This is a genomic window from Shewanella sp. MSW, from assembly GCF_007636515.1.
In the GTDB taxonomy this organism is placed as follows: Bacteria; Pseudomonadota; Gammaproteobacteria; order Enterobacterales; family Shewanellaceae; genus Shewanella; species Shewanella indica.
In genome coordinates this window covers 63,256-85,940 of record NZ_LVDR01000012.1, presented here as the reverse complement: position 1 = coordinate 85,940, position 22,685 = coordinate 63,256, and the positions used below count along the sequence as shown (strand labels likewise).

At 52.4% G+C, this 22,685-nt stretch carries 19 protein-coding genes; 4 read left to right on the top strand and 15 right to left on the bottom strand.

Annotation, left to right across the window (positions count from 1 at the left end; genetic code table 11):
• Window positions 1–22: 22 nt before the first annotated feature.
• Window positions 23–1,048 (top strand): TMAO reductase system periplasmic protein TorT, encoded by a 1,026-nt coding sequence (gene torT / locus AYI96_RS14060; RefSeq protein ID WP_101094953.1) that lies wholly within the window; start codon window positions 23–25, stop codon window positions 1,046–1,048.
• Here the strand turns inward: torT and torR are convergent.
• Window positions 1,038–1,748, bottom strand: coding sequence for a two-component system response regulator TorR (torR, locus tag AYI96_RS14055; RefSeq protein WP_025009949.1), 711 nt, complete (start codon window positions 1,746–1,748; stop codon window positions 1,038–1,040). The two genes, torT and torR, sit on opposite strands and share 11 nt — an antisense overlap.
• 147 nt (window positions 1,749–1,895) lie before the next feature.
• Here torR and AYI96_RS14050 point away from each other — a divergent pair, with 147 nt between their 5' ends.
• The gene (locus AYI96_RS14050; protein ID WP_144361810.1) at window positions 1,896–2,264 is read left to right on the top strand and encodes a PilZ domain-containing protein; all 369 of its coding nucleotides are present in this window, start codon (window positions 1,896–1,898) and stop codon (window positions 2,262–2,264) included.
• A 92-nt stretch (window positions 2,265–2,356) separates the two neighbouring features.
• Here the strand turns inward: AYI96_RS14050 and radA are convergent, their stop codons facing one another.
• The gene (gene radA, locus AYI96_RS14045; RefSeq protein ID WP_039033655.1) at window positions 2,357–3,721 is read right to left on the bottom strand and encodes a DNA repair protein RadA; all 1,365 of its coding nucleotides are present in this window, start codon (window positions 3,719–3,721) and stop codon (window positions 2,357–2,359) included.
• A gap of 167 nt (window positions 3,722–3,888) precedes the next feature.
• On the opposite strand from radA, the gene AYI96_RS14040 reads away from it, so the two are divergent.
• The gene (locus AYI96_RS14040; RefSeq protein ID WP_144361809.1) at window positions 3,889–6,303 is read left to right on the top strand and encodes a PilZ domain-containing protein; all 2,415 of its coding nucleotides are present in this window, start codon (window positions 3,889–3,891) and stop codon (window positions 6,301–6,303) included.
• Here the strand turns inward: AYI96_RS14040 and AYI96_RS14035 are convergent.
• Window positions 6,270–7,190, bottom strand: a complete 921-nt coding sequence (locus tag AYI96_RS14035; RefSeq protein WP_039033653.1) for an alpha/beta fold hydrolase — start codon at window positions 7,188–7,190, stop codon at window positions 6,270–6,272. The genes AYI96_RS14040 and AYI96_RS14035 overlap by 34 nt on opposite strands.
• Before the next feature lie 91 nt (window positions 7,191–7,281).
• Window positions 7,282–8,232, bottom strand: a complete 951-nt coding sequence (gene serB, locus AYI96_RS14030; protein WP_404830124.1) for a phosphoserine phosphatase SerB — start codon at window positions 8,230–8,232, stop codon at window positions 7,282–7,284.
• A 107-nt stretch (window positions 8,233–8,339) separates the two neighbouring features.
• On the opposite strand from serB, the gene AYI96_RS14025 reads away from it, so the two are divergent.
• Complete coding sequence (locus AYI96_RS14025) at window positions 8,340–9,425, top strand: YtjB family periplasmic protein (RefSeq protein WP_144361808.1); 1,086 nt, start codon at window positions 8,340–8,342, stop codon at window positions 9,423–9,425.
• 106 nt (window positions 9,426–9,531) lie between these two features.
• Here AYI96_RS14025 and deoD read toward each other — a convergent pair whose 3' ends face one another.
• The 11 genes from deoD to pnp all read right to left on the bottom strand — a co-directional run bounded on the left by deoD (window position 9,532) and on the right by pnp (window position 22,668).
• Window positions 9,532–10,242 carry a purine-nucleoside phosphorylase gene (deoD, locus tag AYI96_RS14020; RefSeq protein WP_144361807.1) on the bottom strand — a complete coding sequence of 237 codons (711 nt, stop codon included), beginning with the start codon at window positions 10,240–10,242 and terminating at the stop codon, window positions 9,532–9,534.
• A gap of 76 nt (window positions 10,243–10,318) precedes the next feature.
• On the bottom strand, window positions 10,319–11,536 hold the full coding sequence (locus AYI96_RS14015) for a phosphopentomutase (protein WP_044733933.1): 1,218 nt from the start codon (window positions 11,534–11,536) through the stop codon (window positions 10,319–10,321).
• Window position 11,537: 1 nt separating this feature from the next.
• Window positions 11,538–12,878, bottom strand: a complete 1,341-nt coding sequence (gene deoA, locus AYI96_RS14010) for a thymidine phosphorylase (RefSeq protein ID WP_144361806.1) — start codon at window positions 12,876–12,878, stop codon at window positions 11,538–11,540.
• A gap of 143 nt (window positions 12,879–13,021) precedes the next feature.
• A complete protein-coding gene (gene deoC, locus AYI96_RS14005) occupies window positions 13,022–13,795 on the bottom strand; it encodes a deoxyribose-phosphate aldolase (RefSeq protein WP_071475600.1) in 774 nt (257 codons plus the stop codon).
• A gap of 389 nt (window positions 13,796–14,184) precedes the next feature.
• Window positions 14,185–15,036 (bottom strand): outer membrane protein OmpK, encoded by an 852-nt coding sequence (locus tag AYI96_RS14000; protein WP_071475619.1) that lies wholly within the window; start codon window positions 15,034–15,036, stop codon window positions 14,185–14,187.
• Window positions 15,037–15,331: 295 nt separating this feature from the next.
• Window positions 15,332–16,627 (bottom strand): NupC/NupG family nucleoside CNT transporter, encoded by a 1,296-nt coding sequence (locus tag AYI96_RS13995; RefSeq protein WP_071475601.1) that lies wholly within the window; start codon window positions 16,625–16,627, stop codon window positions 15,332–15,334.
• Between the two features lie 176 nt (window positions 16,628–16,803).
• Window positions 16,804–17,601 carry a TatD family hydrolase gene (locus tag AYI96_RS13990; protein WP_039033696.1) on the bottom strand — a complete coding sequence of 266 codons (798 nt, stop codon included), beginning with the start codon at window positions 17,599–17,601 and terminating at the stop codon, window positions 16,804–16,806.
• Window positions 17,594–17,770, bottom strand: a complete 177-nt coding sequence (locus tag AYI96_RS20340; protein ID WP_186300066.1) for a hypothetical protein — start codon at window positions 17,768–17,770, stop codon at window positions 17,594–17,596. The genes AYI96_RS13990 and AYI96_RS20340 overlap by 8 nt, the downstream gene beginning before the upstream one ends.
• Before the next feature lie 59 nt (window positions 17,771–17,829).
• Window positions 17,830–19,413 (bottom strand): peptide chain release factor 3, encoded by a 1,584-nt coding sequence (prfC, locus tag AYI96_RS13985; RefSeq protein ID WP_039033646.1) that lies wholly within the window; start codon window positions 19,411–19,413, stop codon window positions 17,830–17,832.
• Window positions 19,414–19,512: 99 nt separating this feature from the next.
• Window positions 19,513–20,412 carry a lipoprotein NlpI gene (gene nlpI, locus AYI96_RS13980; protein ID WP_071475603.1) on the bottom strand — a complete coding sequence of 300 codons (900 nt, stop codon included), beginning with the start codon at window positions 20,410–20,412 and terminating at the stop codon, window positions 19,513–19,515.
• Between the two features lie 153 nt (window positions 20,413–20,565).
• Window positions 20,566–22,668: a polyribonucleotide nucleotidyltransferase gene (pnp, locus tag AYI96_RS13975; protein WP_039033644.1), complete on the bottom strand. Its 2,103-nt coding sequence runs from the start codon at window positions 22,666–22,668 to the stop codon at window positions 20,566–20,568.
• Window positions 22,669–22,685 lie beyond the last annotated feature (17 nt).

The window sequence follows — 22,685 nt, the reverse complement described above, 5'->3', positions numbered from 1 at the left end:
GCTGTGGTTATTGGCTCTGCTGATGTTTATCCCTGCCGCGCTGGCCAATGAAGCCTGGGAGCTGGAGCAACGCAGTCCTTTCAACGAAGCAATCCAGCAGGCCAGCCCTCTGACCCACACGCCGCTCACCAAGGCCAACAAACCTTGGAAACTGTGCGCGTTGGTGCCGCATCTGAAAGATGCTTACTGGATAGGGATTAATTATGGCTTAGCCAAACAGAGCCAAGTATTGGGGCTCGGGCTGGAACTCCATGAAGCCGGTGGCTATGGCAACACTCAAACCCAGTTGGCACAACTCAAATCCTGCCTCGATGGTGATGCCGATGCCATTTTGCTCGGCGCCGTCAGCCCACACCTGCTTGAGGGCCAGGCGCTTGAGCTGACCAAGCCGGTGTTGGCGCTGGTGAACCAGTTGGCAGACAGCCGAGTACAAACCCATATAGGAGTCAACTGGTATCAGATGGGTTATCTCACAGGTCAATTTCTCGCATCCAAACCATATCAACGTCTGGCGATGCTGGCGGGGCCCGAAGGCCGCGGTGGTACCGATCTGGTGGAAAAAGGCGTCGGACAAGCACTGCAAGACAGCACCGTAGAGATAGTGGCCGTGATGCATGCCGACAACAACCGCAATCTCTACCGGGATCAGCTCAATCTGTTGCTTAACCAAAATAAGCCGCCGCTGCCACAAGCCTTACTCGGCAGTGCTGTGGCGATTGAAGCCGCCATGGGCACTCTGAGACAGAGAAATATGACGGATAAAATGGCGCTGGTAAGCAGCTACTTGTCTCCGGATGTCATGCGAGGCCTCAAGCGCAACAAGGTCGCTTATGCCAATGATGACAGAGTGGTACTACAGGGGCGGCTGGCGGTCGATCTCGCCGTTAGGCTGTTGCAGGGGGAAAAGGCGTTTGGTGATATAGGCCCGGCAATTTTGCAATTGCGCCCGGATAACCTCAACAGCATGCAACTAGATGACAGTTTGGCACCGGCGGATTTCTACCCGGTATACAGAGTGGAAGCCAAGGGCTCAGAACTCAGTCGCTAACATCGGCGGCAAACAGATAACCTTCACCATGCACAGTGACAAACAGCTCTGGACTCAGCTTGCTGCGCAGACGCCGAATAATCACATCTATGGTACGGTCGTTAACATCCTGATCCCTGTGACTGGTTTGTTGCATCAAGCGCTCTCTCGATAGCACCTGCTGCGGGTGCAGGGCAAAGGCCACCAGCAGTTCAAACTCAGCCTTGGTCAACTTGATAGCCTGCCCATCCAAGCTCAAACGGCGGCTATTGAGCTGCAGGTGATAGCCTTCGAAATAAAGATTGTCGTCCGAGCGCGACAGTTGTTCGGCCGTTTGTTGCTGCGCCTTCTTCACCAGAGAGATGCGCCAGAGCAGATTTTTGACCCTGACCCTGAGCTCACGAAACTCAAACGGCTTGGTGACATAATCATCGGCGCCCATTTCCAGGCCAACTATTTTATCTATCGCCTCATCCCGGCCGGTCACCAGAATAATGCCCACATCTGAGCGACTGCGCAGCTCACGGGTCAGCATCAAACCATCGTCACCAGGCATATTGATATCCAGCATCACCAGGTCCACATGCTGTTGTTGTAGTTGCTGCCACATCTGCTCACCGTCAGCGGCCTCCATCACCTGGTAACCATCTTTTTCAAAGTAGCCTTTTAAACGAGTCCTAATGATAGCCTCATCGTCCACTATCAATATGCGGTATGCCATGCTTGTATTCCAACCGGCTGGGATAGAGGCCATTATTCACAATTTTTCATATTTTGTCTGTAGCGGATAGATATTTGACCTGAGTTCGGTGCTAAGCGCTTTTTATGTGGCTACAATAAGGACGAATCAAAAATTAAAGGACTGAATATGGACGAAAAGCGCAAGTTTTCGCGGATCCTGTCTAGCATAGATGCCCAGCTGAGCTGCGGTGACAAGGTGTGGAGCACCCATTTGCTGGATCTCTGTCTCAATGGCGCCATGGTGGAAGAACCTGCCGATTTCGCTCCCGAAGGCGTGCTGAAGCTGAGTTTTTGCCTGCCCCAGTCCGAAGTTGAACTGTGCATGGAGGCTGATGTCGTGTATCGCCGCAACGGCCTTCTGGGCCTCAAGTGCGGGCTTATTGATATCGAGAGTATCAGTCACTTAAGACGGCTATTGGAGCTGAATCTTGGTGATGCCTCACTGCTGCACCGGGAGTTGGAACAGTTTATCGCCGAACATGAACAGAGCCGCTGAAGCGGCTCCTGCTTCACAGGTCACAGGGCGGCAATAGCCCTGTTTGCCGGGCTATTACTCCACATAGCACTCACATAGCGCTCACATAGCAATCATAAAGCCCCGAGTGCCTCGCTGAGTTTGCTCACCCCTATCACCTGCATCCCCTGAGGCGGCTTTTTCGGCATATTGGCCTTAGGCACAATCGCCCGGGTAAAGCCATGCTTGGCAGCTTCCACCAAACGCTCCTGACCATTGGGCACAGGACGTATCTCACCGGAAAGGCCCACTTCGCCGAACACCACCAGATCCCTGGGCAGAATATCACCACGGAAACTGGAAACCATGGCCAACAGCAGAGTCAAATCGGCGCTGGTTTCTGTCACCTTGACACCACCGACCACGTTAACAAATACATCCTGATCCGACATCTGTAAGCCGCCATGACGATGCATTACCGCCAGCAACATAGCCAAACGATTGGCATCCATCCCCACGGCGACTCGCCGCGGATGCGACAGTGCCGAGCTGTCCACCAACACCTGTAGCTCCACCAGCAGCGGCCGGGTGCCCTCCCAAACCACCATCACCAAGGAGCCGGAGGCAGCTTCATCGGCGCGTGACAGGAATATCGCCGACGGATTGGCCACTTCCTTGAGCCCCCGTTCCGTCATGGCGAACACTCCCAGCTCATTGATGGCACCGAAGCGGTTCTTATGGGAGCGCAGGGTACGGTAGCGGCTATCGCTGTCCCCTTCAAACATCACGGAGCAATCTATACAGTGCTCCAGCACCTTGGGGCCGGCCAGAGAGCCATCTTTGGTGACATGGCCGACCATGATAATGGCGATACCATTTTGTTTGGCAAAACGGGTCAGAAAAGCGGCCGACTCACGAACCTGGGCCACACTGCCGGGGGAAGACTGCACATCGCTGATATGCATCACCTGAATCGAGTCTATCACTATGACCTTGGGCTTCTCCCGCAGTGCCACAGTGCAGATGGTCTCGACACTGGTTTCGGACAACATCTTCAAACGTCCGGTGGGCAGACCCAAACGATGGGCACGCATAGCCACTTGCTGCAAAGATTCCTCGCCGGTGACATAGAGAGCCGGCATTGTCTCTGCCAGCTGACACAAAGTTTGCAGCAGCAAGGTACTCTTACCGGCCCCCGGATGACCGCCAATCAGGATGGCACTGCCGGCGACTATGCCGCCACCGAGCACACGGTCGAATTCGATAAAGCTACTGGGGATCCTGGGCACTTCGTTGAGATCTATCTGATCCAGCGTCTGGATCTCACTGGCACCGGCACCGGCATAACCGCTGAACTGCCCCCCCCGGGATGGTGTGGCTGCCCCCAGTCTGACTTCGGTAATGGTATTCCATTCATGACAAGCACTGCACTGCCCCTGCCAACGGGGAAAGTCCTGGCCACATTCGTTGCACACGTATGCTGTTTTATTCTTCGCCATCTGGGTTCAAACTTGTGTAAAATCTGTAATAGTTAATTAAAATAATTGCACTTTCAAAGTGATAGTTTCAGCGCGATAATCCCGATTTGGGTTCAAGCTTCCCAAAGCCGGGCCGACATAAGACTAACAGTCAGCACAAGAATAAGCACCCTTTAAAGAGCGAGTCCATGAGCCCAGATCACCACAGCGCCCTGATTGAGCAACTCAAGCCCCTGATGATGGAGCCGGACTTTAGTGAGATCTTCTTGCAGCTCACCGCCGAAGAGTCCAACTCGACCCGCTTTCTGTTAAAGATGGAAATCCAGCGCCTGGCTTCCCCCTGTCTGAGGATCATTGATCTCAGAGACAAATCGGAACTGCCCTGCCTGGAGTATCGCTTCGCTGACCAACGCCATTATCTCGATGCCCCGGCCAAAGAGGCCTTAGATGCCGCACTGGCGCTGTACCGCAACCAGTACACAATGGGAGTATATGAACAGGTGATGGAGGCTCATCGCCAGCGTCGCCAACGACTACAGCAAACGCCCCGCAATCAGGAAGGCCAGGAGAATCCCTATCTGGTACCCGGAATCGTCCTGGGACGTTACTTCAACCGCAGTGAAGAGCGGATGAACTACAGCATCAAGATAGCGGTTTCCCAACCCGGCAGAGAAGAGTTGCGCGGCAATACCGCAGATCTTTCCGTCGGTGGCGCCAGGGTGCGCCTGCCCGCCAGACACAACTTCGATCTCAACCGGCCGCTAAGGGTCAAGCTACTGGACCTCAGCGATGAATACTATTACCGGGATCTGCAACTCGGAGTCGACTACCAGATAGTCGATGCCCAGACAGAGCAGGATACCTGCTGGATGCGGCTAAAACGCATCGGCGGCAGTGAGCAGCTCTCCGAGCTACTTGCCAGCCTTATTCGCGGTTATAAGTTCCGTTACAAGGTGGATGTCAACGATGTACTGACAACAGCAACAGGACTGGGATTTGAGCGCCATTATCTGGCCCATCTGCCACACCTGCCGCTGTTTATCGAGCAGGACAGCCAAGGCAAGCCAACTATTGGCGCTTTGCTGCTGAGCCGGGACAATCAGGCACTGCTGCACGATTTTCTCGATGAAGCCGATATCAACCAATTGCCGGGACTGCTGAGCAAGCAGAGACTGGCGGCCATGCTCGCCGAACCGGACAACGCCGAGCACAGATTACTGTTCAGCTTTACCTATAATGCCCGTGGTCAACTCTACTTCTACTCAGCCAGCCTCAGCGAGCTGAAAAAAAGCCGCTTGCAACCTCTGTTTCTGGGCTTTGGTGCCACCAAGGGCAGTTGGAAGGTTATCCAGGTGAGCCTGGATGCCATAGACCACCAGGGTTCCTACAAGGCCTCCATGCTCCCGGGGGATGACAGCAACTACTCGGCACTGACCGAGCAGCAACTGAGCAAATACAGCCACATATTACAGTTGATGGACGTGACCGACGAACAGGCCACCGAAGAGTATCGTCGCTGGCCATTCAAGATGGACGCCAATGAGCTCAAGCGTTTCGGCCAAACCAAAATCACCACCAACAGTATCCGATTGGTGTCCATGTATTTCAGCGAGCGACGTCAGGAAGCCAGGTTCTCCTTCAAGACCTTGGTCAACATCAGTCAGGGAAAACAGCAATACACAGGGATCACCCACGACATTTCCAGTCGTGGCCTGCAGCTGAATCTGGATGAGAACGCGACTCTCAATCCCAAGGAGCCACTGCTGCTGAGCTTTCCCAAGCTGCAAGAACTGGCGCCCAAGGCAAAACTGCAGGCACTGCCCTACCGCTTGGTGCGCAGCCGTAAAAACGGTGTCACCCTGCATCTGGCGGCGGTGATGGGCCACACGCCTCATCCGGGAGTGGAGTTTTTGCAGCGCCTGATAGAGCAAAACCGCGAGAAATTGCAGCAACTGACAGAAAATAACTCTGAGGTCAAAGAACTGGCCGAAGGAATGAAAAACCTCTTGATGCGCAAACTGCATTCAGTGCCTTTCCTTGTGGAAAAAACCGTCAAGTCTTTCCGTTTTTCGGCGCTGGGGGTCGGCGTCAAGCCGGATGTCGTCAGCGACCTGTTCGCCAACAGCAGCGCTGAACAGTTGCAGTTCAATCTCGAACCTTTACTGCAAGACGGCCGGCTGAAGCGCGACTTTATCGGTCCGATACGGGCAATGAAGCCGCAGATGACCATGGACAGCTTCGAAGTCTTTGTGCAGTTGGTGCGCCAATCCAGCGGCCAGTTGCGGCTGCGCTGCACTGCCCGCCATGAGCTGACAGAGCGTCAGGCTCAAATAGATTTTATTCGTCAGGCGCAATCGCTCGGCAGCTTTATGGCCTTGAAAGTCTATCGCGGCGCTGCCGGTAAACCGGATCTGGGCTATATCCGCCGCGAGCTGGAATATATAGGTGTCCATGCCAAGCACAAGGCCAAGAAGCTCGAAGAGATGCTATGGCGGGTCGTGGGCGTCGGCGAGTTTTTGGAGATCACCAGCGAGGTATTGCTGCGCTACCCGGAACTGAACCCTGAAGCTCAATCACTGACGCTGGAAAGCTCAAAGCCCTGATACCAGGCAAGCACCTTGTTGAAATGATCGGTCGGAGCATCCACATGGGTCAGCATATCCGCATGACCATAGTCGTGGCGATTGCCGTTTTCCCGTGACAGCAAGGTAAAGCGACTATTCTGCAAGCCGCATTCGGCCATCATATCCAACACATCTTCCGGGTTGCCGAGCACAGTGTCATTCTGTCCGGCGATAAACCAACTCTTGGGCCAAGTGGCTTTGGCGGCAGCCTGGCCATAGTCAAAACCATCGTCATGATCTATCCAATCTCCGCGCACCCAATCTATGCTCTGCTGCAACGAAGCCCGGCTCTCGTTATCCATGCCCATGCGCCACTTGTCGGCCGCAAGATAGCCGTGACCGGCGGCAATCCCTGGAGCCAGGCGGTTCCAAACAAGATCCACCATCAACCACTTTTTCAGTGACCTGACTCTTATGGTGCGCTTGCTGCCAAAGGTAAGCAGTGATGCCACCGAGGCTTGCAGCTCAGGAAACCGGGCCAGGGCACTGGTCATCAGCACCCCGCCCCAGGAATGGGCGCACCAATGCAGCTTGTCCAGCGACTCGGCCTTAAGCAGATATTGCTGCACCAAGGGTAGTTGTTCACGGATGACCTCGCCTTGCCCAAGCTCGAACCCACGCGCCAGCTTAGGCGTGCTGAGGCCACGACCTGCACTATCCATTACATAGACGGTAAAGCCCGCCTGAGCCAGAAACGGCGCCAGACCTCGACCGCTGCTGCTATAAAATACCCGGCCGTTGGACATGGCACCATGCAACATCAAAATCGGGATCTGATGCCGAAAACCGGCAGCGGGAGAAATTTTGCGAAGGTGCAGCTCACCATTGCGATAAGGCAGAAAGATTGATTGCTGTACAGTTTCCATGAATTGTGTCGTCACCGGGTTCTATAGCAGAAGCTAATAAAACCCGGTCATAAAAACAAGAGCAATCACTCTAGTTCTAACGGTTGACGCTTCAGCGCCCTTGCAGCAAGAAAGGTAATGCCTGCAGGCCCAGCTTATTGATCTTCGCCGCAGCCGCCGCAGCCAGCTTAGGTTTGGCATGATAGGCAATACCAAAATCGGCTGCCTGCACCATGGGGATGTCGTTGGCGCCATCGCCTATAGCCAACCTTTGCCCGGCAGCTATCTGCCACTGCCCGGCGCATTTTGTCACCACATCGGCCTTGAAGGCGGCATCCACTACCTGACCGCGAACCTCGCCGAGCAACTTGCCATCGCTTATCACCAACTCGTTGGCAAAGGCGGCATCCAACCCAAGCAACTGCTGCAGATGACCAACAAAGGGAGTAAAACCACCTGAGGCTACCACAGTGCGCCAGCCATGGGACTTGAGCTCGGCTATCATGCTCTCAAGCCCTGGACTCAGGGGCAAGCGGGCACAGAGATCATCAATAATACTTTGGTCGGCGCCCTTGAGCTTGGCCACCCTCTGGCGCAGGCTTTGTTCAAAGTCCAGCTCTCCCTGCATCGCCCGCTCGGTCACTTGTGCCACCTCGGCGCCCACTCCGGCAGCGGCCGCCAATTCATCGATACACTCAATGGTAATCGCGGTCGAGTCCATATCCATCACCAACAGGCCTGGAGTAGAAAGCTCAGGTAAATTCGCTGTCGCGGCTATGGGCAGGTAATCCAGCTCGCCAATTGACTCAAGACGTTGCAACATGGCTTGACAGGGGCTGGTTTCGAGTTGTAACTCAAGCCCATACAAGGATTGCTCGCGCTGCAAAATTGCCACCGCCCTCGGTGCCAGCTCAAGAAGCAAGTCGGCAACAGCAGCCGCGGCCTTTTCACTGAAGATCAACCGCAGTCGCTCGCCTTGAGCGTGTAGCCCTTCCTTGAATGCCGGCCAAGTGTGCTGCTGCAGACTCAAGGTATAGACGCCATCTTGACGCTGACTGGCCAACAGGGGAAAAGGTAAGACTGACTCCATGGTCACTGCTCTCCGGCTATCGGGCATACCCATAATCCATTATGATTAGGGAAACACCGAATTGATTAAGGGACAAAGTATTGTTGTTCAAGGGCCTTAAAAAAAGCCAGAAGATCAGCAGACTGCTGCAGATCGCCATAGCCGTCACTCTGCTGGTCGGCCTGGTCCAGCTGTGGCAGACAAGCCTACTACAAGGGCAGCGGCTTCTGAAGACCCAAACCCAAAAGATGGCCAGATTATTGGTGCAACAAACAGCCTACGGTGCCGCCCCGGCGCTGCAACTGCAAAATGATGAGCAGTTGCAGTGGCTCGCCAGCGCATTGGTGGAAGATCCCAAGGTGATGGCGGCGACTATCTACAGTGAGGATGGCCAGCGCTTATCCTTTGCCCAGGACGTCAGCCCCGAATTGTTGGAGCCGGATTCCCCGGAACTGGATGATCTGCTGGCGCCCTATCCCCCTTATGTCGAGCCGGTGATCCAGCAAGGTAACAACCTGGGGTTTGTCGAAGTCAGGTTGGATCCCAAGCTGTTTTTCAATGAGATCCAGGAAGCCCACCAGCTGAATATGGAGCAGCAGCAACTGATGCTGATAGTCGCGGGCTTTATCGGCCTGCTATTATCACGGGCCTTGTCGTTCAAACGCGCCGACTTTGACCGCCGCCGCACCCGGGTCAAACGCAGGCGTAAAAAGCTCAAGCAGCAAGACAAAGCAGCCGCCAAGGAAGCCGCGGATACTGAACTGATTGCCACCGAAAGCCAAGATTCAGCCCCGGATACAGGCGAATCCCAGACAGAGCTTGCCGCTGAATTCAACACCAATACGTCTCCCAAACAGGCTGAACAGCCCGCCAAAGCATCGGCCACAAAGGCTGCCAGGCCAGAGCTCTCAGAGGTAAACACCGAATCTGGGATTGGCAATAAAACAGGGGAAAAAATCCAAACAGAAACAGGCTCTGAAACTTCAGCATCCCCAATTGACCCAAGTAACCAAAGAGACCAAAGAGACCAAAGCGAAGCCAAGCAAGCCAAGCAAGCCAAGCAAGCCAGCGATAGCCTGAACCCGGATCCTGTCGATGCGGACAATCCCCGCAGTAAACGTCCCAGGACAGAAGTAGCCCCCAAACGGGAGTCACAAACTGCAGAAGCAAACAAAAAGAACAACTAGCCTGAAAGCTAGCTTCTGCTGCAGAGCTGCGCTCCAGGAATAAACGAAAAGGCTTAAACAATAAGGGCTCCCGAGGGAGCCCTTATGATGTCAGTTCGCTACCGGATTACAGGGTAACCGCGGCGTCTAGCGTCATGACGATCATATCGTTGAAAGTGGTTTGACGCTCATCAGAGCTGGTCTTCTCACCGGTACGGATATGGTCGGAGACAGTTACCACGCAAAGAGCGCGGGCACCGAATTCATGGGCAACACCGTAGAGACCGGCAGCTTCCATTTCCACACCCAGTACCCCCATCTTTTCCATCACGTCGAACATTTCAGGATCCGGAGTGTAGAAGAGATCGGCAGAGAACACGTTACCTACACGAATTTTGGTACCGTGAGCCTTGGCTGAGTCAACCACAGCGCTCATCAGCTCATAGTTGGCGATAGCGGCAAAGTCCTGGCCCTTGAAACGCAGACGGTTTACCTGGGAATCGGTGCAGGCGCCCATGCCGATGATCACATCGCGCACTTTCACGTCAGTACTGATTGCACCACAGGTGCCCACACGGATCAGGTTCTTGACACCATAGTCCTTGATAAGCTCAGTGGCATAAATGGAGCAGGAAGGGATACCCATACCTGAACCCATCACAGAGATACGCTTACCTTTGTAAGTACCGGTAAAACCAAGCATGTTACGTACATCGGTAACCTGCTCTACGTTTTCCAGAAAGGTTTCGGCAATGTACTTGGCCCGCAGTGGATCGCCAGGGAAAAGTACGGTTTCAGCGAATGCGCCGTCAACTGCATTTATATGTGGTGTTGCCATCGAAATAACCCCGTTAGTTTTATAAAGACTCAAGTCTGTTTATTAAAGACGGCTCCGGCGAGGGAGCCAAATCTTGTCAGCGAATAAATGATTCGCCGTATTCCATTGGTTCCAGCTTGAAGTAGCTGGCAATGGATTGGCCGATATCGGCAAAGCTCTTGCGACGCCCCAACGAGCCGGCACTCAAACCTGCGCCATAGGCCAGAACCGGCACATGTTCGCGGGTATGATCTGTGCCTTCCCAGGTAGGGTCGCAACCATGGTCTGCGGTCAGGATAAGCAAGTCATCCTTATTCAGCAGTGCCAGGATTTCAGGCAATCTTGCATCAAAGTATTCCAGTCCCCGGGCGTAACCTGCCACGTCGCGGCGGTGACCATAATGGGAGTCGAAATCCACGAAGTTGGTGAAGACTATGGTGTTGTCACCGGCAGCCTTGACCTGCTCCAGTGTAGCATCAAACAAGGCTTCCAGGCCCGAGGCCTTAACCTTGCTGGTGATACCGCAGTGGGCATAAATATCGGAAATTTTACCGACACTGACCACTTGGCCGCCGGCGGCTTTGAGCTTATCCAGCACAGTTTTCGCCGGTGGCTCTACTGCGTAGTCACGGCGATTGCCGGTGCGAGCAAAATCGGCGGCGCCGCTGCCAACAAAAGGTCGCGCTATGACTCGGCCGATATTATATGGCTCAAGCTCTTCACGGGCGATTTCACACAAACGGTAGAGGTTCTCCAGGCCGAAGCTTTCTTCATGGCAGGCAATCTGGAACACAGAGTCGGCCGAAGTGTAGAAGATAGGCAGGCCGGAACGCATATGTTCTTCACCCAACTCTTCAAGAATCGCAGTTCCGGATGCGTGACAATTACCGAGGAAACCGCCAAGGCCGGCGCGCGCCAGGATCTTATCGGTCAATTCTTTGGGGAAAGAGTTTTGCTTGTCGCTGAAATAGCCCCAATCAAACAGCACGGGAACACCGGCCATTTCCCAGTGACCACTGGGGGTATCCTTGCCTGAGCTCAGCTCTTCGGCATGGCCATAAGCGCCTATCAGCTCGACATCGGCGTCAAACCCAGGGGCAAACTGACCTGTGCTTTCCATGGCGGCATGTGCCAGCCCCAGACGGCTAAGATTGGGCAACTTCAGCGGCCCTTCACGGCCATCATTGGCACGCCCTTCGGCACACTCTTTGGCGATATGACCAAAGGTATCTGAACCCAGGTCACCAAACTTGGCAGCATCACCGGCTGCACCGACGCCGAAGGAATCCAGCATTAAAATAATGGTACGTTTCATACTACTTCTCCTGGAGATCGGCGGCGCGGATGGCGCGATAAATCTCCGGTGTTTTCTCAGGGGCGCTGTCGCCAATGACTATGGCTCGGCGCACAGCGGCAGCGGCTTCTTCGAAGGCGCTTTCTGACTGGGCATGCACCATTGCCAGCGGCTTGTCGGCATTGATTTCATGTCCCAGGGCACAAACCTGTGTCAGGCCGACGCTGTAATCCAGGGCATCACCAGGCTTACGACGACCACCACCCAAAGTGACCACAGCCAAGCCGAGTTCACGGGTATCCATACTGTAAGCAAAGCCTGAACGCTCGGCATATACAGGACGAATAATCTTGGCTTGGGGCAAATATTTTTCAGGATGTTCGACAAAATCGGCCGGGCCACCCAGTCCGCAAACCATACGGGCGAAGATCTCGGCGGCCTTGCCATTATCCAGCACGGCGTTGAGCTTACTGCGGGCCTCGGCCTCATTGGCGGCAAGGCCACCGAGCAGCAACATCTCACTGCAAAGTCCCATGGTGACTTCGTAGAGGCGCGGATTACGATATTTGCCGGTAAGGAAATTCACCGCCTCAAGCACTTCGACCGCGTTCCCGGCGCAGGAGGCCAACACCTGGTTCATATCTGTCAGCAGCGCCGTGGTCTTGGTACCTGCACCATTGGCAACCGCAACAATAGAGCGAGCCAGCTCCTCGGATGCCTGATAAGTAGGCATAAAGGCACCGCTGCCCACTTTGACGTCCATCGCCAGCGCATCCAGGCTACAAGCCAGCTTCTTCGACAGAATAGAGGCGGTGATAAGCGGGATCGATTCGACGGTGGCCGTGTTGTCACGAATGGAATAGAAACGCTTGTCGGCGGGCACCAGATCGCCGGTTTGACCGATAATGGCCACACCGACCTCTTTAACTACCTTACGGAATAGTTCGCTGTCGGGCTCAGTCTGATAGCCGGGAATGGCGTCAAACTTATCCAGAGTACCACCTGTGTGGCCCAGACCACGACCGGAAATCATGGGAACATAACCGCCGCAGGCTGCCGCCATAGGGCCAAGCATCAGGCTGATAACATCACCCACGCCGCCTGTGCTGTGTTTGTCTATGACAGGGCCGTCGAGCTGCAGGCTATCCCAATTGAGCACAGTGCCGGAATCACGCATAGCCGTAGTCAGTGCGATGCGCTCATCCATGGTCATGTCGTTAAAATACACCGCCATCCCGAATGCAGCTATCTGACCTTCAGACACACTGTTATCGGTAATGCCTTTGACAAAGAACTGGATCTCCTCCTTGGAAAGCGCCATTTTTTCACGTTTTTTACGGATTATCTCTTGTGCCAGAAACATAATACTGCCTCCTTTCTGCTGCAACCTTGTCTATAAAAGCTGTTACAGCATTGGGGTTGGACGTCAAATGTGTAGTAATTTTATTACAGATACTAACCAAGTTTTGACGTCCCCAAATAGACTTGGATCACAATCAGCGGGGATTAGTAACCTTGAGTCGGTGCTGGTGCGTCAGCCAGTTCCAGCGTGTGCAGCAGACTGGCCAGCAGGCTGGATGCACCGAAACGGAAAGTCCGGGGAGACACCCAGTCACTGCCCAGAATACGCTCGGCTACGCCAAGAAATTCAGCAGCTTGGGCGGCATCACGCACACCACCGGCGGGCTTGAAGCCTACAGCAGGATTCTTCTCACTGATAACAGTCAGCATGATTTCAGCTGCTTCAAGAGTGGCATTGACCGGCACCTTACCGGTAGAGGTTTTGATAAAGTCAGCGCCGGCATCGATAGACAGCTCAGAAGCCTTGCGAATAAGCGCCGGGTCTTTCAGCTCGCCGGATTCGATGATCACCTTCAACAGCACATCTTCACCACAGGCTTCTTTGCAAGCCTTCACCAGCTCAAAACCAACTGTTTCGTTGCCTTCCATCAGCGCACGATAAGGGAATACCACATCCACTTCATCAGCACCGTAAGCGACTGCTGCACGAGTTTCCAGCACCGCGATAGCGATGTCATCATTGCCGTGAGGGAAGTTGGTGACTGTGGCAATACGGATATCATCGGCACCCATGGCATCCAGAGTCTTGCGCGCGATAGGAATAAAACGTGGATAAATGCAGATAGCAGCGGTATGACCGGCCGGGGTATTGGCCTTATGACACAGATCAATCACCTTCTGATCGGTATCATCATCATTCAAGGTGGTCAGGTCCATCAGTTGGATGGCGCGCTGTGCTGCTTGTTTTAAATCGCTCATAATTGCTCTCCGAGACATAAAATCAAAGGATTAAAAATCTGTCTTGGCAGCGCCAGAGGGGCTTTTGTGGTTATTGTTATGGCCGGGCCTTCGGGCGACGCCTGCATTTGACTGCAAATCATCTTTGTAGGGTATTCAACCTTGATAACGAGTATCACGACTTGAATCCTTGAAGACCGGGAAGGGGGAACTCGAGTTCCTTGCCTTGCCGCGAAAAATCCCTTTTAACGCGAGAAATCTGTCAACCTTTACATAAACAAGCTGAACCAGCTTCCGGCTATTAATCCGGGTTCATTGAACCCAATTCACTATAGCTCAGGCTTAGGTAAAGATTAAGTCAGAGCAAAATAAAAACGGGGGTCACCCAATTGGGTCACCCCCATCAGAACTTAGAACTTGTAGGTCGCGCTCAGGTAGTGAGACCAACCTGTAGATTCCAGAGCCAGAGCACCGGCACCATCTTCAATCAGGTATACGTCTTTAAAGCCTTTCAGGCCATAACCCAGAGCGTAACGGTCTGAATGCCAGTACAGACCGAAGAATACGTTACCACCATTGGTAGATGTTGGTACGAAAGCGGTCTTGTTTTCGTCAGCACCGAACTGGTAGTCGATGTAGCCCTGGAATGACAGGAAGCTCTTGTTGTCGAAGAAGTAGAAAGGCTTGAACCAGTTCATGGAGAACTGATAACCGTTCCATTCTTTGTTGTTCAGGTCGTAGTATCCATACAGGTTCATGCCGGTTTTGCCCAGCCATGGCACCATAACGTCAGCACCCACACCCCAGAAAGAGCTGTTTACACCTGTACCATCACCGTCGTTAATCAGACCGTCCCAGTTAAACAGAGTAGAGAAGTAAACTTCTTGAATTGGACCGAATGACAGATCTTTACCAAATACGGCATCCAAGGAGATACGTGGTGCAAATTTCATGAACAGCTTGCTGCTGCCTGAACCTGGGTTCTTGTCACCGTCGTTGGTGTACTGGTTACCCAGGTTAAACACGTCAACATAACCGTACAGGTCAAAGATACCGGAACGACCACCGAATTCCATTTCCAGGTAGTTGTGCTGATCACCTGTAGCTGGGTTATCGGGCTTCTCACCGATAGAATACATCAGGTTGAACTGCATCCACTTGTAATCACTGCCGTGCAGATCAGAACGATCAGCGGCGTAAGCATTGCCTGACATGGCGGCGACCGCGGTAGCGGCTAAAGCTAAAGTTTTAACGTTTTTCATCATCAACCCCATTCATCTTTGGTTCTCGCCACCCTCTTGGAGCGGCATTCTTTTAATTGGCGCCCGCATTCTACCTTCTCCGTCCAAAACTACAAGAAAGACAAAAATAAAATGCGAACACTTAATTTTATATTTGAACAAAAGTACCCATTTCACTCACTTGCCAGAAATATCTGCACTCTTGTTCTGCTCATCTTGCCAACCATAGATAGGCATATGAGCCAAGCAAAGCTAATTTGGAAATCGATTGGGTTAACAAGAGGCCTGCGAATTCAGGCCTCTGTTCACTACCGTCTTACAGTGCCAGGAACAAACCGGCCAGAGTCGCACTCATCAAGTTAGCCAGAGAACCGGCAACCACAGCACGCAGACCCAGTTTAGCCAGATCGTGACGACGATTTGGTGCCATGGCACCCAAACCGCCCAGCAGAATTGCGATGGAAGACAGGTTAGCAAAGCCACACAGAGCGAAAGAGACAATCGCCATTGTACGGGCTGTCATTGGCGCCTGAGTTTCAGCCACACACATAGGCAACTCTTTAGTGACGTCAGCGGCAACTGTAGTACAAGCCATAGCAGCATCATGGATGTAGGGTGCAAAGTTCATGTAAGCCACAAACTCGTTGACCACTATCTTCTGACCGATGAAAGAACCTGCAATCATGGCTTCATTCCAAGGCACACCAATGAGGTAAGCCAGCGGCATGAAGATATAACCCAGGATCAGTTCCAAGGTCAGGTTTTCCATGCCGAACCAACCGCCGATACCACCAATGATACCGTTGATCATGGCAATCAAACCGATGAAGGCCAGCAGCATAGCACCAACGTTCAGCGCCAGGTGCATACCGGAAGAAGCACCGGCTGCAGCAGCGTCAAGCACGTTAGCTGGCTTGTCAGGATCGTCCGGCAGCTCATCCATGTCGTTCTTGGCAGTTTCTGTCTCTGGGTGCATCAATTTGGCCATCAACAAGCCACCTGGAGCGGCCATGAAAGATGCCGCAACCAGATACTGGATCGGTACACCCATCTGCGCGTAACCTGCCAGAACAGAACCCGCGATAGATGCCAGACCACCGACCATAATGGCGAACAGCTCAGATTGAGTCATGGTAGGAATGAAGGGACGAACCACCAGAGGTGCTTCGGTCTGACCCACGAAGATATTGGCAGTGGCAGACATAGACTCGGTACGGCTGGTACCCAGGGCCTTCTGCAAGGCGCCGCCTATGATGCGGATAATCCACTGCATGATGCCCAGATAATAGAGCACAGCGATCAGAGAAGAGAAGAACACTATGATTGGCAGCACGTTTACTGCGAAGATAAAGCCGACCTTAAAGTTAGCCAAATCACCAAACAGGAAACCGATACCATTTTGTGCATAACCGATAACACTGGAAACAGCGTCGGAGATACTTTTCAGGATATCTTTACCGACCGGCACATACAGCACAAAGCCACCGAAAGCGGCCTGAATCGCCAGTGCACCACCGACTGTTCTAAGATTGATTGCTTTCTTGTTGTTGGACAACAAGAAACCAATCGCGAGTAGGGTGACCACCCCTACCAAGCTCATAAGTATATTCATTAACCATCACCCTATTGTTAACGCTTTTTAATTATGTTGTTAACCAACCTTTTTCCGAGCAAGATTATACCCGACCTCCGGGGCAAAATCGTCGTTTTGATCAAGTTTTTGAAGTTAATTTTCAAAAGTTTAGTCACCGCATGTAATGCGAGTTACACCTGTTCCATTAAAAAAAACTAAAGCTCAAATAGTTGCATTAGATTCTGTTGGAGGTGTTCTGATATTAGAACATTGCTGTTTTTCTGCAAATTCGCCATTTCGGCTATTATTTGTACCAGCGTCAGAGGGGTATTGCGCTTTTCCGGCAAGAAATGAGGTGCCATTGAGGGTGAATCCGTCTCGATCAAGAGCGCATCCAGAGGTAATTTGCTAACTGTGTCACGTAACTTTTTTGCGTTTTTATTCAGCAATAAGCCACCAATCCCCAATTTGAAACCCAGTTCCAGATAAGCGATTGCTGTTTCGTAGGAGCCGTTGAATGCATGAACCACTCCGCCCCGCGGCAGTGAATACTGTTTCAGCATTCCCAAGAGTTCATTATGGGTCTTCACCGAATGTAATATCAGTGGCAGCTTCAACTCCGACGCCAAGGCCAACTGCCCATCAAGCACTCGGTATTGTAAATTCCAAGGGGCATGCGCCGGGTTATCTGGTGCGAGCTCTGCCTTGGGTTTATCCAAACCACACTCGCCAATTCCCACCATCAAAGAGTCATTCGCCGTTATGAGCTCGGTTCTCAGTGCGGCAAGGGATTGATCACATTCAATGAGGGTTTTCGGGCAATACCAGGGATGGATCCCCAAGGTATAAGGCAGTTGCAGTTGGTGAGCAATCGCTTTCTGTTTTGACCAATGTTCACGGCTAACACCGGGAATTATGGCCCCACCAATACCGGCAGCCTTCATCGCGGCTATGAGGGCTTGCCTGTCATGATCAAACTCACTGAAATCCAGATGAGCATGGGAGTCAAAGATCATGTTGCTTTCCTTCTTTTTGTTCGTCTGCCAGAGGTTCTTCCTGCTCACGTTTCTTTAATGGCGGATCGCTGAGCCTTGGCATACAACAACGGCGACTATCTTCGGTTAACCCCAAGCTGTCGCAAAAACGGATGTAACTTTTCCAGCATTTTTGAATAAAAAACATCAGAAGATCTCTCAACAACATCCCAATAAAAAAGGTGGAGCAAGCTCCACCTTTATGATTTAGTGTTCCCGGGTCTTGGCAAACTCAATATCCGGATAGCGCTCCATGGATAAATTAAGATTAACCATGGTCGGAGCGATATAAGTCAGGTTATCACCGCCATCCAATGCCAGATTGGTGGAGCACTTACGTTGGAACTCTTCCAGCTTACGGGCATCATCACAGTAGACCCAACGCGCGGTTGCCACGTTTATAGCCTCATAGATGGCTTCCACGTTGTATTCCGATTTGAGTCTGGCGACCACCACTTCAAACTGCAGTACCCCAACAGCCCCTACGATCAAATCATTGGTATCCAGAGGACGAAAAACCTGTACAGCCCCTTCTTCCGAGAGTTGCACCAGGCCTTTGAGCAGCTGTTTCTGCTTCAGCGGATCTTTAAGACGAATACGACGGAACATTTCCGGTGCAAAGTTGGGGATCCCGGAAAACTTCAACTCTTCACCTTGGGTAAAGGTATCGCCAATCTGAATGGTGCCATGATTGTGCAAACCTATAATATCGCCGGCGTAAGCTTCGGCGGCGCGCTCACGGTCACCGGCCATAAAAGTAACCGCATCTGAGATACTGATAGTTTTCCCTAAGCGGACATGCTTCATCTTCATGCCCTGGGTATATTTACCGGAAACGATACGCATAAAGGCGATACGGTCTCTGTGTTTCGGATCCATGTTTGCCTGGATCTTGAATACGAAACCGGAAAACTTCTCTTCTCCGGCTTCGACCAGACGCTCGGTGGTCTGCCTAGGCATAGGTTTGGGAGCCCAAGCGGTCAAGCCATCGAGCATATGGTCGACCCCAAAGTTACCCAAGGCGGTACCGAAGAACACAGGTGTCAGCTCACCACTCAAGAATAGTTCAAGATCAAATTCATTGGAGGCGCCGGTTACCAACTCCATCTCGTCACGTAGCTGTGTTGCAAGGTCGCTGCCAACGGCTTCATCCAGCTCAGGGTTATCCAACCCTTTAACTATCCGCACTTCCTGAATGGTGTGACCGTGACCTGTCTGATACAGAATGGTTTCATCGCGGTGAATATGGTAAACGCCTTTGAAAGACTTACCACAACCTATGGGCCAACTGACCGGAGCACAGAGAATATCGAGCTCGTTTTCCACTTCATCGAGCAATTCCATCGGATCGCGGATATCCCGGTCAAGCTTGTTCATGAAGGTGACGATCGGGGTGTCACGCAGCCGAGTCACTTCCATCAACTTACGGGTTCTGTCCTCAACCCCTTTGGCAGCATCGATAACCATAAGGCAGGAGTCCACCGCTGTCAGGGTACGGTAGGTATCCTCAGAGAAGTCTTCGTGACCTGGGGTATCCAGCAGGTTGACCAAGCAGTCGTTGTAAGGAAACTGCATTACAGAAGTCGTGACCGAGATCCCCCGCTCCTTTTCCATCTCCATCCAGTCAGATTTCGCATGCTGAGACGAGCCACGGCCTTTTACTGTACCGGCAGATTGAATGGCGCGGCCATGAAGCAAGACTTTTTCTGTGATAGTGGTTTTACCCGCATCCGGGTGAGAAATGATGGCGAAGGTGCGGCGCTTGTCCACTTCGACTTTAATACCTGACATGATCTTCCGTACACTTATGACGCTTGAAAAAGGCGCAAATTATAGCGCCTCACTCAGGCCTTGGCTAGGCAAGGCCTTTGATTGTCAGATAAAGGTAGATCAGTTAGCCGTCTGTTGCACAGGTTCCGGCGTTTGCTCCAGCAATGCCAGTTCCATTCGGGCATATCTGTGCTCGACAAAATCATAGATATTGGTGGCCAGTGCCAGGCGCAGATAATCAGCAGCCTTATCTTTATCGCCTTGTTCGGCCGCCACCTTAGCCAGATAAAAGTAGGTTTCACACAAGCGCTCTGCATACTCTTTGGGGTGAGTCAGGCCACTCTTGGCCATGGCAAACACCCGAGATTCATCAACCGCTCCCAGGTAATAGTCGACCAACACTGTCGCCCAGGCATTGTCATCCAAACGGGTACGATTAAACTGCAACCTTGCCAGCGCTTCCTGGGGGGAGAGCTCATATTCGATCAGATATAACCACAGCGCCCGGTAACCATCACTTTCATCCTTGAGATAAAAGCTTTCCATGTCTTTGGCAGCCAGCTGTTTGCGCTCGCCATAGTAAAGTGCAATACCACGATTGAGGAAGGCATAATCATATTCAGGAGACAACTCAAGAACCGCATCAAAGGCCTCATAAGCGCTCTCAAACTCCCCCTCCTGAGTGTAATAAATACCGAGGAAGTTATAGGCATCAGCTAAGTTGGGTTGCAGTTTCAACGCCTGATGAAAATCGATGCGAGCCAAGATCCTCAAGCCCACGCTGTCGTATATAACGCCGCGGTCATAATGAAAACGAGCCCGTTGCTCGGTAGTGAGTTCAGCCCTGGCCAGGATTTCATTGAGTTTTGCCAGAGTGACTTCCAACTTATAGTCCGGCAAAACAGGGGCAACCAACAATTCACTGTTGGCTTCAGACGCCGGCAGGGAAGCGCATCCCGAAGTCAGCAAACTGGCTCCGGCCAGTACAGAAAACACAGCGGCGCGCAGATTAAAACTCATCCAATCCATCCTTTGTCATATCCCAATGCAGGCTCAATCATAGCAATACAGCCGTACCTACGCTATCCGCCTGCGGTGGCAAATCCAAGATAATTTAAGTTTTAACCATAAAAAAGGAGACCCTAAGGTCTCCTTTTCTCATGCAATGAAAGCTTACTCGGCAGCTTCTGGAGCGGCTTGTTGTGCTTCCTTGATAGACAGACGTACACGGCCCTGACGATCCACTTCCATTACCTTAACGGCAACTTCCTGATTCAGTTGCAGGTAGTCGGATACGTTGGCCACACGCTCTTCAGCGATTTGAGAGATGTGTACCAGACCATCTTTACCGGGCAGTATGTTAACGAAGGCACCGAAGTCAACGATGCGGATAACTTTACCCTTGTAGATGCGACCCACTTCCACTTCAGAGGTGATCTCTTCAATGCGGCGGATAGCTTCCTTGGTGGCGTCGGCATTGCTTGAAGCAATCTTTACAGTGCCATCGTCTTCCAGCTCAATGGTAGTACCAGTCTCTTCGGTCAGCGCGCGGATAGTTGCACCGCCCTTACCTATCACTTCACGGATCTTCTCAGGGTTGATCTTGATGGTAGTGATACGTGGAGCGTGGTCAGAGATATCGTCACGGGCAGAGCCAATGGCCTGGTCCATCACATTAAGGATATGCACACGGGCACCATAGGCTTGCTGCAGTGCAATTTCCATGATCTCTTTGGTGATACCTTCAATCTTGATATCCATCTGCAGTGCGGTTACACCATCACGGGTACCAGCCACTTTAAAGTCCATATCACCCAGATGATCTTCATCACCCAGAATGTCAGACAATACGACGAAATCATCACCTTCTTTCACCAAACCCATGGCGATACCGGCAACTGAAGTCTTGATAGGTACACCGGCATCCATCAGCGCCAGAGAAGTACCACACACAGACGCCATAGAGCTGGAGCCGTTGGATTCAGTGATTTCAGATACTACGCGCACGCTGTATGGGAATTCTTCAGCAGAAGGCATTACGGCGTTGATACCACGCCATGCCAGCTTACCGTGACCGATTTCACGACGCTTGGGTGAACCCACCATGCCGGTTTCACCAACAGAGTATGGAGGGAAATTATAGTGCAACATGAAGCGGTTGGTACGCTCGCCCATGATGGAGTCAATCTTCTGTGCATCACGCTCGGTACCCAGAGTACAGGTCACCAGAGCCTGAGTTTCACCACGGGTGAACAGGGCGCTACCGTGAGTACGTGGCAGCACGCCGGCCATCACAGACAGGGCACGTACCATATCAGGCTCACGACCGTCGATACGAGGCATACCTTTGATGATACGACTACGAACCACTTTCTTCTCCAGGCTACCCAGCAGGCCGTCCAGCTCACGCTGATCCAGTTCAGGGTTTTCCTCGAGCAGCTTTTCAATAGCAGCTTTCTTGACTTCAACTACCGCATCGCGGCGCTCATGCTTGGCGATGATCTGGTAAGCGGCGGTAAGACCTTCCTCTGCCAGCGCCTTAACCTTGGCAACCAGCTCTTCATTGGCAACAGGAGCAGTCCAGTCCCAAGCAGGCTTACCGGCTTCGGCCTTGAGTTCATTGATGGCATTAACCACTACCTGCTGCTGCTCGTGACCGTATACCACGGCGCCCAGCATCACTTCTTCAGGCAGGGCCTTGGCTTCAGATTCCACCATAAGCACGGCGCTCTGGGTACCGGCAACAACCAGATCCAGCTGGCTGTTTTCACGCTGCTCTGCACCAGGGTTCAGCACATATTCGCCATTGATGTAACCGACACGTGCCGCACCCAGAGGACCATTGAATGGAATACCGGAAATAGCCAAAGCAGCAGAAGTACCTATCATGGCCACGATGTCTGGCTCGATCTGTGGATCAACAGAAACCACAGTGATGATCACTTGAACTTCGTTGGTAAAACCATCAGGGAACAGTGGACGGATAGGACGGTCAATCAGGCGGGCGATCAGTGTTTCATCTTCGGATGGTCGACCTTCACGCTTGAAGAAACCACCAGGGATCTTACCGGCTGCGTAAGTCTTTTCCTGATAGTTAACAGTCAGCGGGAAGAAGTCACGGCTTGGGTCTGCTTCTTTCTTGCCAACCACAGTCACCAGAACTGTAGTATCGCCCATGCTGGCCAGAACGGCTGCATCGGCTTGGCGTGCAATAACCCCTGTTTCCAGAGTGACTGTGTGTTGACCATACTCAAAACTTTTTACAATTGGATTCACTTGACCCATTCCTTAAT

Coding starts and splice junctions, on each gene's coding strand:
- prfC (WP_039033646.1), bottom strand. CDS start 19,413: ATGTCAGGTATTAAAGTCGAAGTGGACAAGCGCCGCACCTTCGCCATC.
- AYI96_RS14035 (WP_039033653.1), bottom strand. CDS start 7,190: ATGGAAACTGTACAGCAATCAATCTTTCTGCCTTATCGCAATGGTGAG.
- AYI96_RS14040 (WP_144361809.1), top strand. CDS start 3,889: ATGAGCCCAGATCACCACAGCGCCCTGATTGAGCAACTCAAGCCCCTG.
- nlpI (WP_071475603.1), bottom strand. CDS start 20,412: ATGAGTTTTAATCTGCGCGCCGCTGTGTTTTCTGTACTGGCCGGAGCC.
- AYI96_RS14000 (WP_071475619.1), bottom strand. CDS start 15,036: ATGAAAAACGTTAAAACTTTAGCTTTAGCCGCTACCGCGGTCGCCGCC.
- AYI96_RS20340 (WP_186300066.1), bottom strand. CDS start 17,770: ATGTTTTTTATTCAAAAATGCTGGAAAAGTTACATCCGTTTTTGCGAC.
- radA (WP_039033655.1), bottom strand. CDS start 3,721: ATGGCGAAGAATAAAACAGCATACGTGTGCAACGAATGTGGCCAGGAC.
- AYI96_RS14050 (WP_144361810.1), top strand. CDS start 1,896: ATGGACGAAAAGCGCAAGTTTTCGCGGATCCTGTCTAGCATAGATGCC.
- torR (WP_025009949.1), bottom strand. CDS start 1,748: ATGGCATACCGCATATTGATAGTGGACGATGAGGCTATCATTAGGACT.
- AYI96_RS14015 (WP_044733933.1), bottom strand. CDS start 11,536: ATGAAACGTACCATTATTTTAATGCTGGATTCCTTCGGCGTCGGTGCA.
- AYI96_RS13995 (WP_071475601.1), bottom strand. CDS start 16,627: ATGAATATACTTATGAGCTTGGTAGGGGTGGTCACCCTACTCGCGATT.
- torT (WP_101094953.1), top strand. CDS start 23: ATGTTTATCCCTGCCGCGCTGGCCAATGAAGCCTGGGAGCTGGAGCAA.
- deoD (WP_144361807.1), bottom strand. CDS start 10,242: ATGGCAACACCACATATAAATGCAGTTGACGGCGCATTCGCTGAAACC.
- deoA (WP_144361806.1), bottom strand. CDS start 12,878: ATGTTTCTGGCACAAGAGATAATCCGTAAAAAACGTGAAAAAATGGCG.
- deoC (WP_071475600.1), bottom strand. CDS start 13,795: ATGAGCGATTTAAAACAAGCAGCACAGCGCGCCATCCAACTGATGGAC.